The organism is Carnobacterium sp. FSL W8-0810, from assembly GCF_038007125.1.
Lineage (GTDB): Bacteria > Bacillota > Bacilli > Lactobacillales > Carnobacteriaceae > Carnobacterium_B > Carnobacterium_B inhibens.
Map to the genome: position 1 here is coordinate 781987 of NZ_JBBOWO010000001.1, position 16888 is coordinate 798874.

Here is a 16888-nt window from a genome sequence, read left to right on the forward strand (position 1 = left end):
TTTTATGAAATAATCTGCCTATAGAGAGTAGAGTTTGATTTCTTTTTAACAATAATTTTTTACAATTCTGATGAATCGTCATATTGGATAGCAAAACAATTGGTCAGTTAAAGTGACGTTTTATCTTAAATGCAATAAAATAACATATAATAAGAGTTGTTAAGAACGTTAAAAGGAAGCGAATGAGAATAGACGAAATTACTAAAGGAGATCATTACTATGGAATTGAAAAAATGCACCTTAGAAGATTTAGAATTACTTCAAAAAATCAGCATAGAACTGTTTACGGATACCTTTAAGGATCAAAACACTGAGGAAGACTTAAAAAATTATTTGGAAAAAGCCTATAACAGTACACAACTCAAAAAAGAACTCACAAACAAAAATTCTGCTTTTTTCTTTCTACTAGATAACGAAGAAATAGCCGGTTACTTAAAATTAAACATAGGTGATGCACAAACAGAAGACATCGCTGAAAATGCTGTAGAAATCGAAAGAATCTACATTCGAAGTAACCGTAAAAGAAAAGGGTATGGAACGGTTTTGATAGAAAAAGCTGAACAATTTGCAAAAGAAAAGAATAAAGAAGTGATTTGGTTAGGTGTTTGGGAAGAAAATCTAAGTGCTCTTTCCTTTTATAAAAAGAAGGGGTTTATTCATATTAGTTCACATTCGTTCTTCATGGGTGATGATGAGCAAACTGATTTGATCATGACCAAGACAATTTAATATGGATGCAACTAGTTAGAGCAAAAATAAAGAAGAACCGTCTATTACAAGCACGGTTCTTCTTTTTGTATTAAAAATCGTAGTCTTCATCTACCATTGATTCAGCATCGCCCATAAGATATCCTGCTCCAACTTGTGAGAAGAAGTCATGGTTTGATGTTTCAATTGAAATACCATTCATCACAATCGGGTTAACATCATCTAAATCAGCATGATCATAATAAGCTGGGAAACCCATATTTTGTAATGATTTATTAGCGTTGTAACGGACAAATGTCTTAACATCTTCGGCTATACCTATTGGACTATAGATTTCTTCAGTGTAAGCTAGTTCATTTTCCATCAGATCTTCCAACAACGGGTACATCCAATCTAGCAATTTCTTTTGTTCTTCTTCAGGCAATTCATTGTAAGTTAATTGGAATTTATACCCTAAGTAAGTACCATGTACTGATTCATCACGGATAATCAATTTAATAAGCTCAGCTAGATTAGCAAGTTTATTACTGCCGCGGTACCATAATGGGGCAAAGAAGTTACTGTAGTATAAAATACCTTCTAAAAAGATACTTGCAATCTTCTTTTGCAAACCATTACCAGTTTGATAGATATCATTAATCCGTTTTGCTTTGTATTGCATCCGTTCGTCATTATTCATCCAATCATAGATCTCATTGATACTTTTGATACTGTTCAAAGAAGTTAGAATTGTTCCATAACTCTTCGCATGTATGGATTCCATAAACAAAAAATTATTAAGAATAGCAGCTTCTTTATGGGTCCGAACGTCCTCCCGCATAGCGTTAACACCTTTTTCAGATTGTAATGTATCTAGCAATGCTAGACCTCCAACGACCTTTTTAATAACTTCTTGTTCAATAGATGAAAGTTCTCGCCAGTCTGCTAAGTCGTTTGAAATAGGAACACGAGTATCTAGCCAGAATTGTGAGGTTGCCTTATCCCAAACATAATCGTCTAACTCATCTTCAATTTTATTCCAATTGATTACTTTATGTTTTGAAGTCATAATTTTTTCCTCCTTAAAATGAAATTCCGGATTTATTTGTTAAAAGTCATAGTCTTCTTCATTCATGGTATCTTCTTTATCAAATTGGAAGCTGATACCTGATTGTCTACCGACTTCATGATGAGTTACTTTAGTTAAAATAACGTTGATGGAATCAATATGGGAATTACTTGCACCTGTTTCAGGGTACAAAGGGTCGAATCCCAAACTTATAAGTGCTTTATTAGCCTGTTGATGAACAAAGACTTTAACTTCCTCAAGCCAATCAGTTCCATAGTAAATGTGTTCTATATAAGTTAATTCATTTTTTACTAGATCAACAAACAAATCAAAAGTCCAATCTCTCAATTCTGCTTGTTCTTCCTGTGATAATTCAGAAAAACCTAGTTGAAATTTGTGACTAATATAGAAGCAATGTAAAGATTCATTCGTGAGGACCAACTTAATAATCTCAGCAACGTTAGTGAATTTCTTCTGTGTCCAGTAAAGCAATGGAGTAAAGAGACCACTATAGGTTAGGACTCCTTCCAAGATTAAGTTTGCTGCTCGTTTTTGAAGTATACTTCCTGTTTTATAAACTTCAAGAATACGATCTAATCTGTATTGAAGTTCTGCATTGTTATCAGCCCAAGTTAAGACACCATCAACTTCTGTTGATTCATTAAATCCTATAAGAATTGTGTTATAGGCTTTAGCATGAACTGATTCAATAAATTGAATATTATTGTAGATAGCGGCTTCCTGCTGAGTGTGTTTTCCTTCATTAATTACTAGGTAACCTTTCTCTGATTGGAACGTAGCTGCTGAAGCTAGCCCAGCCAACGATTTCATGAATGCTTCTCTTTCATTTTCTGGAAGATCTTCCCACTGTGATTTTTCATTTGTAACAGGGATTCGAGTATCTAACCAAAATAATGACGTTAATTTCTCCCAAGTTGAATGATCTAAATGATCTTCGATTTCATTCCAGTTGATTGCTTTGTAATGTAAGTAAGACATAATTTCCCTCCTATTAAATCATGCAGGATTCACAAGTATTTGCCATTGTAAATTCGTCATCTTCGGTATAAGTTCTGATATAGTAAAGTGATTTTATTCCTTTCGTCCAAGCGTAGTTTCTCAGACGGTTCAAGTCTCTAGTTGTCAGTTTTGAGGAAGCGCCTGTTTTCCATTCGTATAAACCTTCAGGAAGAGTTGAGCGCATAAATAAAGTTAAGCTCATACCTTGATCAATATGTTTTTGAGCAGCGGCATAAATATCAATAATTTTACGCTGATCATAGTCATAAGCTGATTTGTAATATGGAAGAGTTTCATTTGAAAGGAAAGGTGCTGGATAAAAAATCGAGCCTACTTTTTTCTCTTGGCGATTCTCAATAAGTTGAGTAATCGGATGTAGGGAGGCGCTCGTTTCATTTACATATGAAATAGAACCATTGGGCGCAACGGCTAAACGGTTACGGTGATACAAACCGTGCTTAGAAATTTTTTCTTTTAGGTCTTTCCAATCTGCAACTGTTGGCAATTGGACGTTAGTAAAGATGTCCTTTACTTTTTCATTTGCTATTGTGAATTCACTTTCTAGGTAGGGTTTGAAGTATGTGCCATCAGCATATTTGGATTTCTCAAATCCGAAAAAAGTTTCTCCTCGTTCTTGAGCTATTTCGTTACTTGCTGCCAAAGAATGATAATTTAAAGCTAAGAAATAAGCTTCAGTGAATTCAATCGATTCTTCTGAACCATATTCAATCTGTTGCAAGGCTAAAGCGGTATGCAATCCCATAGCACCTAAACCAATTGTGTGGTACATAGAGTTGCCTTTGCTAACAGTAGGTACTTCTAGCACATTGCTTGAATCTGTGACAGTTGTTAACGCACGAACTGCCAAATGAACGGATTTAGCAAAATTAGGAGATTGCAGCATATTCATCATATTGCTCGAACCCAAGTTACAACTAATATCTGTGCCTGTTTGTTCATAAGATAAGTCAGCATTGAGTGTAGAAGGTTCTTGCGGTTGGAGAATCTCTGAACATAAGTTACTCATAATAATTTTTCCGACAACAGGATTTGTGTTATTGGCTGTATCAATATTTAAAATATACGGATAGCCGGATTCTTGTTGCAAACGCGAAATCTCTTGCTCCAATTCACGAGCATTGATTTGAGTTTTTTTGATGTTCAAATTCGCAACCATATTGTCATATTCAGCAGACAAGTCTATGTATGAGAACGGAATATCATATTCTTTTTCTACACTGTAGGGGCTAAATAGATACATCGGTTTATTTGTTTTTATTAATTCATAATACTTATCAGGAACGACTAACCCTAAAGAGAGTGTTTTAACTCGTATTTTCTCATCTGCATTTTCTTTCTTAGTTGACAAAAAGCCTAAGATTTCTGGATGGAAAACATTCAAATAGACTACGCCTGCGCCATTACGTTGCCCAAGTTGGTTACTATAACTAAATGCATCTTCTAGCAGCTTCATTACTGGAAGGACACCAGAAGAAGCATTGGCGATATCTTTAATTGGATCGCCAGCTGATCGGATATTTGATAGGTTAACTCCAACTCCACCACCAATTCGAGAAAGTTGCAAAGCAGAGTTTACTCCTCGGCCAATAGAAAGCATTGAATCAGCAACATCAATTAAGAAACAAGAAATCATTTCCCCGCGTTTCTTTTTCCCGGCATTTAGAAAAGTAGGAGTAGCTGGTTGATAGCGTTGAGAGATAAGTTCCTCAGCAAGTTGGACAGCTAATGTTCTGTCCCCATTGCCTAGGTATAAAGCATTAAAAGCAATACGATCTTCAAATTGTTCTAAGTATTTCGAATGATCATTTGTTTTTAATGCATACTGTGAGTAGAATTTATAAGCACCCATAAAACTTTTGAACTTAAAGTTAGCAGCATAAATTTGTTTGAATATTTTTTTAATAAATGCAAAATCATAGTCATTACTTTCACCCTGCTTATAAAGGTTTAAGACGTCTAAGTCAATGTAATTGTTATCCACCAAGAATGCCAATTTTTCTTCTAATGAAGGAAATGTTAAGGTATTGGGAATGATTTCTTCTTTAAAGTAAGCTTTTAATGCTTCCTGATCCTTTTGTAAAGGAATTTCACCATTGACTGGAATATTAACCAAGTTATTAAGGTAAAAGTAAGTTTTAGCACTTTTGATAGTAGTTGTTTGATTTGGCAAAGTTATTCACTCCTAAGTTTTTCTAAAGTTCGTTAAGAAACTCTTCTTGGTGATTAATGATTAAGTTGGCAATTCGTTTTACATCTGACTGCGTCCCACGTAATTCAAAGATATCGATTAATGGAAACCCAAATCTTTCTGTATATTGTTTAGCACTTAGGCAGAATTGATTATTGAAATTCCGATTTCCACTTCCAATAATTCCGTAACAGAGTTTAAAGTTATCGTTAGATGCTATAAAATCTCCTAGTCTAGTGGTTAATACTTCCTTATCTCCTGTATGGATTCCATTTCCACCATTTAAATAAGTCGGCAAGAAACTGACAAAGGGTTCATCCACTGGAAAAGTTTCTCCTTTTAGATCTTTAATATTCAGCGATTTTACAACTATGTCCTTAGTTGCTTCTATGTATTCGCTTAAACACTCAACAAAGTATTTCGTATTGCCGTTTAAACTGATGTAAATAATGTTTATTTTATTTGCCATTAAAAGTCTCCTTCTGGTTATTAAATTTTGTTCTGTATTTCACATACATGAAATCTACATGTTGTGCTTACGAAAATATGATAACACAATATGTAGTGATTAAGGAAGTTTTTTTATAAAAAAAAGATAAACCCTATCACCCTCTTAAAAAAAAGTGATAGGATTTGTAGATTCCTATATTGTAGTTGATCTAATGTCGATGTAGAGCTTGACAGAAGTGGAAATTTAAAAATAAAGGTCCTGAATCAAATTATATTGGAAACTCTTACAATAGATTGTTCCCTTTGTTTGAAAGCGTTATAATGGGAAGTGGAAGAAATATACCAAAGAACTGGAGTGGTTGAATGTATCAAGCAGCAGAGGATCGTTACAACAATATGATTTACAATCGTGTGGGGAACAGTGGATTAAAATTGCCAGCATTGTCTTTAGGAATGTGGCATAATTTCGGTGATGTAGATCTATTTGAAAACAGCCGTAAAATGGTTCATCGTGCATTCGATTTAGGAATTACCCATTTTGACTTAGCCAATAACTACGGCCCTCCAGCGGGAAGTGCCGAAGAAAACTTTAGACGTATTTTAAAGAAAGATTTCCTTCCTTACCGTGATGAATTGATTATTTCAAGCAAGGCCGGTTATGATATGTGGCCAGGCCCATATGGTGAATTTGGTTCTAAAAAATATTTGACTGCTAGTATTGACCAAAGTTTGAAGCGTCTTGGATTAGATTATGTTGATATCTTTTACTCTCATCGTCCAGATCCGGATACACCTTTTGAAGAAACAGCACATGCATTGGACTTAATGGTTCGCCAAGGTAAAGCTTTGTATATTGGAATCTCTAATTACTCTGCCGAACAAACAGCTGAAATTTCAAAAATATTTAAAGAATTAAAAACGCCTTTCATTATTCATCAACCTTCTTACAGTATGTATAACCGTTGGATAGAAGATGGACTACAAGATGTTTTACAAGAAAACCAATTAGGAACTATTGCGTTTAGTCCCTTAGCGCAAGGTATGTTGACAGACCGTTACCTGAATGGTATTCCAAAAGATTCGAGAGCTGGTCGGACAACAAGTCAATTCTTGAATGAAGAAAAAGTAAATGCTACCATAGAGCAATCAAGAACACTAAATGAAATCGCGAAACGCCGAGGCCAAACGTTAGCTGAAATGGCTGTTTCATGGATTTTAAGAGATGGAAAAGTCACAAGTGTATTGATTGGAGCCAGCAAGGTAAGCCAAATCGAAGATAATGTCAAAGCATTAGATAACCTTGATTTTTCTCCTTCAGAATTAGCCGAAATTGAAAAGGTTTTGAATCGTTAGACAATTGTGCTTTTTTTGCTAATTACCAACTAAGAAAGATGTTCAATTCAGAATCTAGTCCTAGTAGGTAAAATGGGAAAAGTTGCGCAATATTTAGTTCCTTTAAACACTAAAGGCTTAAGAAAATAACCTAATACTAAAAAAGGATTGCCCTTTATAAGAGCAATTCCTTTTTTATTGGATAGGCAACAAAAATAAAAGCTATTATTTTTGATATCGGTGTTATTGCCAGAATAGAGGGCAATAACACTGATATTTTATAAGAGATCAATCAATACTTCTAGTGAATGTGGTAGTCTAAAATCAGTTGAAATAAATCATGAAAAATGGAGGGAATAGGATGACAAAAACAGTGTATTTAATGAGACATGGCGAAACTTTTTTTAATCAACAAAAGAAAATACAAGGCTGGTGCGATTCACCGCTGACAGATAAGGGGAAAAATCAAGCCATCATAGCAGGCCAATACTTCACTGAAAATAATATAAGCATTGAAAGTGCCTATTCCTCAACTTCTGAACGTGCTTGTGACACATTGGAGCTTGTAACGAATAAGGATTATAAAAGAATTAAGGGGCTAAAGGAATGGAATTTTGGAGTGTTTGAAGCAGAACATGAATACTTAAATCCGCCTTTGCCTTATGGAGATTTTTTTGTACCTTATGGTGGAGAAGGAGAGTTGCAATTTAGAGAAAGAGTTGCTAAGACGCTGTACAAAATAATAGAAGAAGAAGAAAAACAAACAGTATTAGTTGTATCTCATGGGGCAGCTTGCAGACAGTTTATGAGGTATTGGGCACATACTAGTGAAGTGGACCAAAAAGATCGTTTAGGAAATTGTTGCATTCTAAAATTTGAGTTTAAGGACGAAGCTTTTAAATTACTTGAGATCATCAATCATGATTTTTCAGGATTATAGATTAATGATGAAATCACTAAAACTACAGATGATAAGAAGTTAGCTCAAGGTAAAACATTAAAAGATCAATTAAAAGGAATGGAAGTAAAAATTAAAGAAATAATAAGACTCTTAATTTACTTTTTTTACTAGAATTTTACTTAATATTGACCAACAATAAATATTCATCCTATAGAGTAGGAGTATAGGTTTTAACTGATGGAAGCCTATAAATCTATTTTATTTGGGAGGAAAAGATTTGTATTTAAAAAGAAAGATGAAAAGGTTTTCTGTTCCAAGTATTGCTGCTGTAGCATTATTAGCACCGTTTGTATTAGCTGGTTGCCAATCCAATGCCGCATCCAGTACGATTGATTCTTCTTCAATGGTTAGTTCTTCAAGCAACGAGGTAGAGATAGTCGAAAGTAAGCCAGAGGTAGCTGAAGTTGAAGCAAATAGTGCACCTAATCGAATCATCACCACATTGAATGGGGATACCCAAACACAAATGGGATTCAATTGGTATACGACTGATAAGTTTGACGATGCAAAAGTATGGGTAAGTATTTCAGAAGATTTAAGCGATCCATTAATCTTTGATCCTGAAGTAGCTGAAGTTACGAATCAGTATGCGGAAAGAACAGAAGATGGATATTACATCTATGCAGATTTAGAAAAAGATGATGAAGGTGATCCAGTGGAAGGGGAAGATGGCGAACCGATTATCAATGGTTACTACACGGACGAAAACGTCAGTGGACCAGAATGGACCAGCGGAGATGCAGTTGGATCATTGGATTTAGTTGATGTAACAGAATATTCCTACAAAGCATTAGCCACCGATTTAGAACCCAACACTACATATTACTACCAAGTGGGCAGTGATTCTGGTGAAAAGAGTGAGATTGGAACCTTCAACACATCGGGTGAAGTTGGAGATGAGTTTACGTTCGTCCAATACACGGATACTCAAAATGCGTATTGGAATGAACATGTATTCAATGAAGCAGCATATGGTGCAGATACAATCAAACAAGCTTTGGAAGTCGCAGATGCTGATTTCGTGCTACACACTGGTGACGTAGTTGAAACAGCTGAAGTGGAAGATGAATGGGTCGATATCTTTTCTCAATCAGAAGAATCATGGTTGCAACAACCTTTAGTGGTTGCGCCTGGAAATCACGATGAATATGCTTTGAATTATGGTGATTCGCAATTAACTGAGAAGTTCAATGAACACATCAATGTTCCAGTGACCGATGAGAAAGTCGATGGTGGATCGTACTACTCACTTGATTACAACGGAGTACACGTGGTCGTCGCGAACACAAATGATAATAAAGAATCTGAAGACAATCTTGAAGGAAAAGCAATTGGGACAGAACAATTAGCTTGGATTGAAGAGGATATCAAACAAGCTCGTGAAAATGGCGCTCAATGGGTCGTTTTAACCTACCATAAACCTTTGTATTCGAAATCGTATCATTCTCTTCAAGATGAAGATGTTCAAAAAGTGAGAGAAGAATTTATGCAGATGATTGATGAGCTGGATGTAGATCTTGCTTTGCAAGGTCATGACCATGTTATCTCTAGAACAAAATCGTTAAACTTTACGCCAACGGAAGAAAACTTCTCCAATGCAACCATTGATCAAGCAGAAGTAGTCCTTGGCGAAGATAATGTTGAATATTACAAAAATCCTTCTGGAACAGTGTTCGTCTTGCCGAATACAGGTGGAACGAAAGCCTATGATGATCTCTACGGCAAGTCATTGGAACACGTTCATGAAGTAAGGCCTGATCTGAGCTGGATGACACAAGAAGATTTAGATTATTACAACAATCTCTTTGCTTTCGGTGGACAGCCTCAAAAAGATGGTGTATTTGCCAACTCTCATTCAAATAATCGTGATTCCACTGTACAAAACTTTGCCGTATACAACGTGAATGGAAATGAACTTACCGTAGAAATTTATCAAATTTTTGGGGAATTGGTAGAAGGAGAAGAACGCGCAGTTGAAAAAGTACACGAATTTGGAATTGTTAAAGAATAAAAATAAATTATTTATCAAAAAGGTCTCCAACAAAGTTGAGAGGCTTTTTTTGATATAAGAATAATAAAAACGTGTTTAAAAAATAGATTAAACAATCTTTCACCTGAATAATTCATAGACCTCGGGCGTCGCAAAGCAGCTGTCTCCCCGGACCAAAATATCAGTGCTGGGAAGGACTTGACGGTAATGTGTGAGCATCGGTGCCAGAAAATCTTTTACACCTTTTGACGTATACACATTGCCAGAACGAAGTTCTGCTTTCAGAAAGTCTCCTGTGAGGCCATCGAAGGCCACCAACGGATGATAGCCCTGTGTGCCATAATGGGCATTGTAATCAGTCTTTTCTTGGTTCCCGAACGTATCCGAATGTGTGGAATCTAAATCGATGATCATTTGGGTATTATTCCGTTCTATGCGGACCTTGTCCAGCATAGCTTGGTTCAGTTCCTGGAACTGTGCAATGTTCTCCTCGCTGATCCGGTCCCAGAAGCGGGATAGCGAGGCCTGGGAGGCAATGGCTTCCTTATCCAAAACCAACCGAAAAATGGGATCTTCCTTCAAGAGATTGGCGGACGAATCCGCGGAATATCCGGCAATCAACTGGAAGAGCAGCTGTTCGAGCAGGGAGATGTTGTCATGGGTCCAATAAATACGGTCCTCTTTGAAGTGGAGGAATTGCTTCGCGAACGAATAAAATCCAAGCGAATCCATGAATTCCTTCACCAAGATGAGACCGGCATCCGACGAAAGATTACCACCGGTGTTTGACACCACCATTTTAGAGTTGAATTTTACGTGTTTTTCCTGTAATGTAGCCATTGAGAGAACCCCTTTCATGGTTTAGTTTAGTCACTTTAACCATAGCAGATTGGGGTTCTTTTTGTACACCCAAAGGGTGCGGAAAAAGAAAAGAAGAACCGCGCGTTAATAGGCTTTTAATAGAGTTTCAGAAATTCTATGAATTATTCAGGCAAATAACGAAAAATTACAAATTAAGCTATCAGGGAATATTCCTCCGGCAGTTTTAAAGTCGTTTAATGTTTTAATTCCAATTATTATAACCGTTACCTCATTTGCAATTATTTCTTTTGCGATCAATCAGTTATTTAATATGGATGTAAATGCTTTAATTACAACGATTATCACGGGTCCATTGAGTAAAATCACTACAGCATTACCAGGGTTCCTGTTAATCACTTCTGTGGCAAATTTATTCTTTGGCTTTGGTATTCATCAAGCAGTTATCTCAGGTCCTCTTCTTGATCCGTTCTTGATTCAAAATATGCTAGAAAATATGGCTGCATATGCAAATAAAGAAGAAATTCCACATATCATCAATATGGCGTTCAAAGATACTTTTGCCGTTATGGGCGGGTCAGGAAATACTATTGCATTATTAATTGCAATCTTTATATTTAGCCGTCGTAAAGACTATAAAGATTTTGCCAAACTATCTGTTGCGCCTGCAATTTTTAATATTAGTGAGCCAATTATCTTTGGACTTCCAATTGTTTTTAATATCAGTTTAATTATTCCATTTGTACTAGCTCCTATTTTCTCATTAACTATTGCTTATTTTGCTACAGCAGCCGGATGGATCAATCATGTTGTTGTTCAAATTCCATGGACTACACCACCAGTAATTTCTGGATTCTTAGCAACTGGTGGGGATTGGCGGGCAGCACTATTACAAGTATTGATTATTGCAGCAAGTGTATTTATATACTTACCGTTCCTGCGTGTCGATGAAAAAGTTACAGCAAGTATGTCAAACGAATAGATTTTGGGGAATTATCTCTAAAAGAAATAAAACGATGAGTAAGTGAAAATAAATTCAGTTTACTCATCGCTTATCTTAAAATTTTCAAGTTTTAGAAGGTAAAATCTTTATGAAAGTCTTTTTGTTGCTTAAGTCATTGAAGTCCGATCTGATTCGTTAGTTTCTATTGACGAATCATCTGTAGACCTATGCTGAAATTGATTGATTCGTTCATCTATAACTTGTCCGTGCTCAAAAATTAAAGCGTTTTCTAAAATAGCGTTGGGGCGACTTTCAACTAAGTCATCAATATATTTAACGGTTTCTCTAGAAATGGCACTTGAAGTCGAACGGTAAAAAATAGTTGGTGTATGATCGACTGCGTAATGGATAACGCCGTTGATTTCATAGGTTGGATCTTCTAAAGTAGTAGGAATAGTCGTTTCGATGGCACCATTTTCATCACAACTAACGTCAATCAGCAGTGTACCGGGTTTAAACCGTTTTAAATCTGTTTGGTAGATCAGGTGATCGGTACGGGAAGTATCCCATAAGATCGCATTGACGATCACATCAAATTCAGTCATTTCTTTTTGGAATAGTTTCTCTTGATTGCGGTTATAGACTCTAACTTCTGCACCTAATCCGATTAAAATACGTTGGGCACCGCGTGCTGTGTTGCCGCGTCCTAAAATAGCAACTTTTGTATCATAAGGCATAACTCCGTTTAGTTGATAAGCATGCATGACAGCAGCTTCTCCAGCTAATTCATTATTGCGCCAATAAGAATGTCGATTGTCTTCATACATATCTTCCCAAGCATAAGCAGAAAGTTGATTTGCAATCAGTGTATCAGTGGTTTCTTTGCTTTGGACAGCATGACCCCATCCAAATAAAGTTTGTCCTGGATGAAGGTTTTTGATAAAAGTAGAGTCTCCAATTTTAGGATCACAAATGATATCTTGCTCTAAAGCAACGTCTCTAGGAACAACCTGACAACCTAAAGCAGCATATTCAGTATCAGAAATGTTTAAATCGCTTCCATAACCTTCTTCAAAAAATAAAGCTTCTCGATGTTGTATCCCTATAATGTCTCTAGGAAGTAAAGCAATTCGTTTTTCACCAACTTTGTGACTGTTGACAAATCCAATAGTTTTAAGTGGTTCGTGTATCATATTTCCTAACCTCCTATAATGATTATTATGTGCGAGAAAGCCGGACATAGTACCTTATTATCTCACTAATGACAACTGGTTACAAATTCTTATGAAATAATGAGATGGTAATGCAATATAAATTCTATTCAAGACCATTTTCGTAATAAGTTCTTTTATCTATATTTGCAGTCTCATCAAAGGTATTTTGAATAGGTTCATTGTAATGGTTTTGATAGCAGGTTGGATCGGTTAATGTTGAAAATAAAAAAAGTCATCTGCCATTAAACATAGGCAGATGACTTTTTACTGAGTTCAATTAGATCTTTTTGTTATTAACCAACAAGATCTAACGTAAATTTGCATAAGAAGACGTGATCCATAAATCGAAATTTTCTTGTTCTTCGTATTGCATAACATCATACATTTCAGGGCTGACGATTTGGAATTGTTTTTTGAAAACAGCCAAATCAAATTCTGCCATTTGTGTATCACGTTTAACGCGATTAAAAACTTTAGCAAAGTCTTTGCTGCTGTATCTAATATCTTTTCGTTTTAATTCTAAAGGCAAGCCTTTTTTTGTGATTCCCATCGCTTGTGCAGCGTTGAAAGCAGCTTCTTTTACTGCGAAAACGCGGTCATTTGATGCAAGTTTTGTTAAGATATATCTTGATTTTTGACAGTCATAGTTTGCTAATTCAGTAACGGCTTCGAGTCTGATTTTCCAATTGTCTTTTGTATTTGCTTTTGTTTTTAATTCCTCAATATTAGCTGGTTCTGTTTGGGTAATAGTCATAATGTTGTTGCCTCTTTCTATTTCGTGTCTTAAAGTCCATACTATAGCGTTTGATGGTCTTTTACAAGGTTATTTCGATTAAATCATTGTTTTATTCTTGTTGCAATTCTTTTTATATCTTAAAAAGTAAGAAATTGTAAATTAACAATCTAAACCATTTGACATAAATACCAGTGGTATGTATTATACAAGATACATACCACTGGTATTTATGTGAGGTGAGATAGTTGGCAAGAAATAAATACCCTGAAGAAACAAGAAAGAAAATATTGGATGTGGCGGAAAAATTATTTTTAGAAAAGGGTTATGATGGAACTTCTATTCAAGATATCGTTGATGGATTAGGAAATATGACAAAAGGGGTCATTTATCACCACTTTAAATCAAAATTTGCTATTTTAGAAACGATAATGGATGAAGCTGATGAACAACCTGTTCTCGAACAACTCAGGGGAAGAAATGGATTAGAAAAACTACAAAATATTTTAAAGGATTCTTTCAAATCTTATCGAAGACAATCAATCGGTTATGCTGTTGCTGTTGCTTTGAGGAGTCCTAGAATATTAGGAGAACAATATTTACAAGTCTTCCAAGAACTGGTTCCAGAAATGAAAAAAATAGTTGATGAAGGAGTCATGGATGGGTCAATTCAAACAGATTATCCAGAAGAGATTACGGAATTGCTTATGCTAACGATTAATTTATGGATCGGATTTCAACTGAGTCTTTTGTCAGAAGAGGAATTGCGCCGGAAAATTTTGTTCATTCAACAAATGTTTAATGGATTAGGAGTTCCTTTATTAACAGATGAAATTGTTCAAGATGCTTTTACATTGTTTACTGTTTTAAAAAAAAAATAGCGATTAAAAAAGCTATTTTTTTACAAAGATACATACCGGTGGTATCTATCTTTTGAATATACTATATTGGAGTATGAAAGGAAGATAAAAATGACAACTATTGTTGCTGTTCATCATTTGGAAAAGAATTATGGGAAAAAAGAAGTTTTGAAGAATTTTAGTTTGACCATTCAAAAAGGAGAAGTCTATGTGTTGCTTGGAAGAAATGGTGCTGGAAAATCAACACTATTTAAAATTCTAACAGGATTATCAAGAGCATCAAATGGCTCTATCACTATTCTAAATGAAGACAAGGATCTAGAAAAAGTAAAAATTAAAATAGGATCGAACATTAATGAGCCGGTCTTTTATGAACATTTAAGTGCCGTGGAAAATTTGAAAATTCACTGTGACTATATGGGATCTTCTAAAGAACATATCCCCGAGTGGCTTAAAGTTGTCGGATTGGCAGTAGATAATGATCGACCTGTCAAAGAATACTCATTAGGTATGCGCCAAAGACTTGTTTTGGCAAGGTGTCTCGTTCATGACCCTGAGTTGATAATCATAGATGAACCACTAAATGGCCTTGACCCTAGAGGCATCAAACAATTTCGTGAACTGATTGAAGAACTTTCTTTGCTTGGCAAAACGATTATCATGTCGAGCCACATTTTAACAGAAGTGAAATCTGCCGCTACTCGAATTGGTGTGATTTTTGATGGAGAACTTGTTTTAGATGAGCGAAAGCTTGACTTGGTTGCAACACACCAAGATGGATTAGAAGACTTCTTAATCAGCAAAATGGAAGGGGAATATTAAAATGAAACTTATCGGATTGGAAATGAAAAAAATTGCATTAACCCCTTATCTGCTTGCAAGCGTCCTAATTCCTTTGGCCGCTTTAGCTTTGATCGATCTATTAGCCTATGCGCCTCAAATTGATCCAAATATTTTAGCAACTGATCCAGAAATGGGAACCTATGCATTTTTGTATGTCATTTCTTTCATTATAAATGTAACTGGATTTGCATGTATGAATACAGCTATGTTAGGAAAAGTCATTATGGAATCTTATAACGACAATTATATTCCTTTAACGCTAAGTTATCCTGTTTCTAGAAAGAAAGTCTTCTGGGCAAAGATCGTTTTCTGTGAATTGTTTTGTGGTGTCGGAGTTTTTATTGGATTATTATTAACCAATAGCTTATTCTTTGTGTCAGAATCTGTTTTTTCTTTAGTAAAGGATACGTTATCTTTTACCACTATTGTAAATCAGTTGCCGCTCATGATTGTTTCTATCATGTTAGTTGTTAGCATCAGCTTGATCGCTCTAGCAATTGGCTGGTGGAGGAATTCACTGGCTTTAGCCATTGTTTCAGCTGTAGTTCTGTGTAGCATACTAAGCAATTTAGTTACGGTAGGTGGAGTTGAAGTGATTTTAGCAATTTCTGGTATCCTCTTTTTTATAGGTGTATTAGTAGTTTTAACGCTAACAAAAAAAGTGTTGCGATTAGAGGCTTAGTAATAAAAAGCATCAAAGAAACTGTGAATTATTCCAGTTCCTTTGATGCTTTTATTTTAAGTGGAATTTTAGTTAGTGTAATGGATCGCCTGTTCTTTTTCTAATTCATAAACAAATAAGTCAGTGCTATCTAAAGGCAGATTTTTCATAGATACAGCACATATTTGACTATTTTCATAAGTTTTATAATAATAAGTCTGTTCTTCAACGCTTACACAAGAAGAATATTGAGTGATTTCATGAATTCCTTCTGGTGCCATAGCGCCACCTCTTGGTTGTGCAACAAAATCTAAAATGTGGAAAAATTGAGAAACATTCGCCTGTTCCGTTTTATCTGCCACAGAATTTAAACGAGCATATGCTGCACGAACAAATCTTGATGGAGAAGAAAGATCGCCAGGAAGACCAATAGCCCCCATACCTCGACTGTAAACAGCTAAATCAACCTTAGAACTTAAACGATTTTCTGGGATATTGGCTGTAAGATTCAAGTAATTGCTCATATTGTATTTATGATATGGAAAAGAGGGATTATTGGTTAATACACCAAATTGGTTGTCATATACTTGTAATCCTTCAGAAGTTGATTCGACAACAATTGAGCTATCTTTATCTGATATTAACCAATGCAATGGCGATAACTGTAATTTTTCGCTAAAAGAAATATTGATTAGATTAATATCTTTTAATAACGTTTTAGCTTCTTGGACAGTAGCACATTTGCCTAATAAGTAAGGGATAAATTCAAAAGGGGTAATGTTTTTTTTTCCTTTTTGCTCATCATGGTAGACTGCAAAACCATCAAAGTTTAATCCGCCCATTCCAAGGCCTTTTTCATTAACTGCATCAAAGTATAAAGGGTAATTATCTACTACCATAGCCATGCCAATTATCGAATAGTGTGAAGAGAGCTCTTCTTCTTTGCGTAGTTTAAAGGGGAAGTTTCTAGGTGTAACGACAACTTTATTATTTAAAGAATATTCCAAATCGAGATTTCTTCCAAAATAGAATGTGTCATTCGTGTAAGCTAAACCTGTGCACATAAAATATCCCTCCTAAATAGTATAATACACCAC

Annotated in this window: 14 protein-coding genes and 2 pseudogenes; 8 read left to right on the forward strand and 8 right to left on the reverse strand. The window is 35.3% G+C overall.

Features of this window, described 5'->3' with window-relative positions:
• Positions 1-219: 219 nt before the first annotated feature.
• On the forward strand, positions 220-729 hold the full coding sequence (locus NST49_RS03865) for a GNAT family N-acetyltransferase (protein WP_081901370.1): 510 nt from the start codon (positions 220-222) through the stop codon (positions 727-729).
• 70 nt (positions 730-799) lie between these two features.
• Here the strand turns inward: NST49_RS03865 and nrdF are convergent, their stop codons facing one another.
• From nrdF to nrdI, 4 genes are read right to left on the reverse strand one after another with little or no spacing between them, the layout of a single operon-like run.
• Entirely contained in the window at positions 800-1756 is a 957-nt protein-coding gene (nrdF, locus tag NST49_RS03870; protein WP_301426220.1) for a class 1b ribonucleoside-diphosphate reductase subunit beta, read from the reverse strand.
• Positions 1757-1795: 39 nt separating this feature from the next.
• On the reverse strand, positions 1796-2755 hold the full coding sequence (locus NST49_RS03875) for a ribonucleotide-diphosphate reductase subunit beta (protein ID WP_301426219.1): 960 nt from the start codon (positions 2753-2755) through the stop codon (positions 1796-1798).
• Between the two features lie 13 nt (positions 2756-2768).
• Positions 2769-4967 carry a class 1b ribonucleoside-diphosphate reductase subunit alpha gene (gene nrdE, locus NST49_RS03880; protein ID WP_341047155.1) on the reverse strand — a complete coding sequence of 733 codons (2199 nt, stop codon included), beginning with the start codon at positions 4965-4967 and terminating at the stop codon, positions 2769-2771.
• Positions 4968-4989: 22 nt separating this feature from the next.
• Positions 4990-5454 (reverse strand): class Ib ribonucleoside-diphosphate reductase assembly flavoprotein NrdI, encoded by a 465-nt coding sequence (nrdI, locus tag NST49_RS03885; RefSeq protein WP_341047156.1) that lies wholly within the window; start codon positions 5452-5454, stop codon positions 4990-4992.
• Positions 5455-5798: 344 nt separating this feature from the next.
• On the opposite strand from nrdI, the gene mgrA reads away from it, so the two are divergent.
• The 3 genes from mgrA to NST49_RS03900 all read left to right on the forward strand — a co-directional run bounded on the left by mgrA (position 5799) and on the right by NST49_RS03900 (position 9739).
• Positions 5799-6788 carry an L-glyceraldehyde 3-phosphate reductase gene (mgrA, locus tag NST49_RS03890; RefSeq protein WP_341047158.1) on the forward strand — a complete coding sequence of 330 codons (990 nt, stop codon included), beginning with the start codon at positions 5799-5801 and terminating at the stop codon, positions 6786-6788.
• Between the two features lie 340 nt (positions 6789-7128).
• On the forward strand, positions 7129-7707 hold the full coding sequence (locus NST49_RS03895) for a histidine phosphatase family protein (RefSeq protein WP_034537775.1): 579 nt from the start codon (positions 7129-7131) through the stop codon (positions 7705-7707).
• A gap of 238 nt (positions 7708-7945) precedes the next feature.
• Positions 7946-9739, forward strand: a complete 1794-nt coding sequence (locus NST49_RS03900; RefSeq protein WP_341047161.1) for a metallophosphoesterase family protein — start codon at positions 7946-7948, stop codon at positions 9737-9739.
• Positions 9740-9850: 111 nt separating this feature from the next.
• Here NST49_RS03900 and NST49_RS03905 read toward each other — a convergent pair.
• Positions 9851-10558 (reverse strand): annotated as a pseudogene (locus NST49_RS03905) (IS1380 family transposase); the annotation flags it as partial.
• A 151-nt stretch (positions 10559-10709) separates the two neighbouring features.
• On the opposite strand from NST49_RS03905, the pseudogene NST49_RS03910 reads away from it, so the two are divergent.
• Positions 10710-11519: pseudogene (locus NST49_RS03910) on the forward strand (PTS sugar transporter subunit IIC); the annotation flags it as partial.
• 128 nt (positions 11520-11647) lie between these two features.
• Here the strand turns inward: NST49_RS03910 and NST49_RS03915 are convergent.
• Positions 11648-12673 carry a N(5)-(carboxyethyl)ornithine synthase gene (locus NST49_RS03915; protein WP_341047163.1) on the reverse strand — a complete coding sequence of 342 codons (1026 nt, stop codon included), beginning with the start codon at positions 12671-12673 and terminating at the stop codon, positions 11648-11650.
• A 328-nt stretch (positions 12674-13001) separates the two neighbouring features.
• Positions 13002-13448 carry a HEAT repeat domain-containing protein gene (locus tag NST49_RS03920; protein ID WP_301426212.1) on the reverse strand — a complete coding sequence of 149 codons (447 nt, stop codon included), beginning with the start codon at positions 13446-13448 and terminating at the stop codon, positions 13002-13004.
• A gap of 227 nt (positions 13449-13675) precedes the next feature.
• On the opposite strand from NST49_RS03920, the gene NST49_RS03925 reads away from it, so the two are divergent.
• The 3 genes from NST49_RS03925 (at position 13676) to NST49_RS03935 (ending at position 15812) form a co-directional block, all read left to right on the forward strand.
• Positions 13676-14308 carry a TetR/AcrR family transcriptional regulator gene (locus NST49_RS03925; protein WP_023179353.1) on the forward strand — a complete coding sequence of 211 codons (633 nt, stop codon included), beginning with the start codon at positions 13676-13678 and terminating at the stop codon, positions 14306-14308.
• A 90-nt stretch (positions 14309-14398) separates the two neighbouring features.
• Positions 14399-15109, forward strand: a complete 711-nt coding sequence (locus NST49_RS03930; protein ID WP_301426210.1) for an ABC transporter ATP-binding protein — start codon at positions 14399-14401, stop codon at positions 15107-15109.
• A gap of 1 nt (position 15110) precedes the next feature.
• Positions 15111-15812, forward strand: a complete 702-nt coding sequence (locus NST49_RS03935; protein WP_023179350.1) for a hypothetical protein — start codon at positions 15111-15113, stop codon at positions 15810-15812.
• Positions 15813-15880: 68 nt separating this feature from the next.
• On the opposite strand, the gene bsh is transcribed toward NST49_RS03935, so the two are convergent.
• Positions 15881-16855: a choloylglycine hydrolase gene (bsh, locus tag NST49_RS03940; RefSeq protein WP_023179348.1), complete on the reverse strand. Its 975-nt coding sequence runs from the start codon at positions 16853-16855 to the stop codon at positions 15881-15883.
• Positions 16856-16888: the final 33 nt, after the last annotated feature.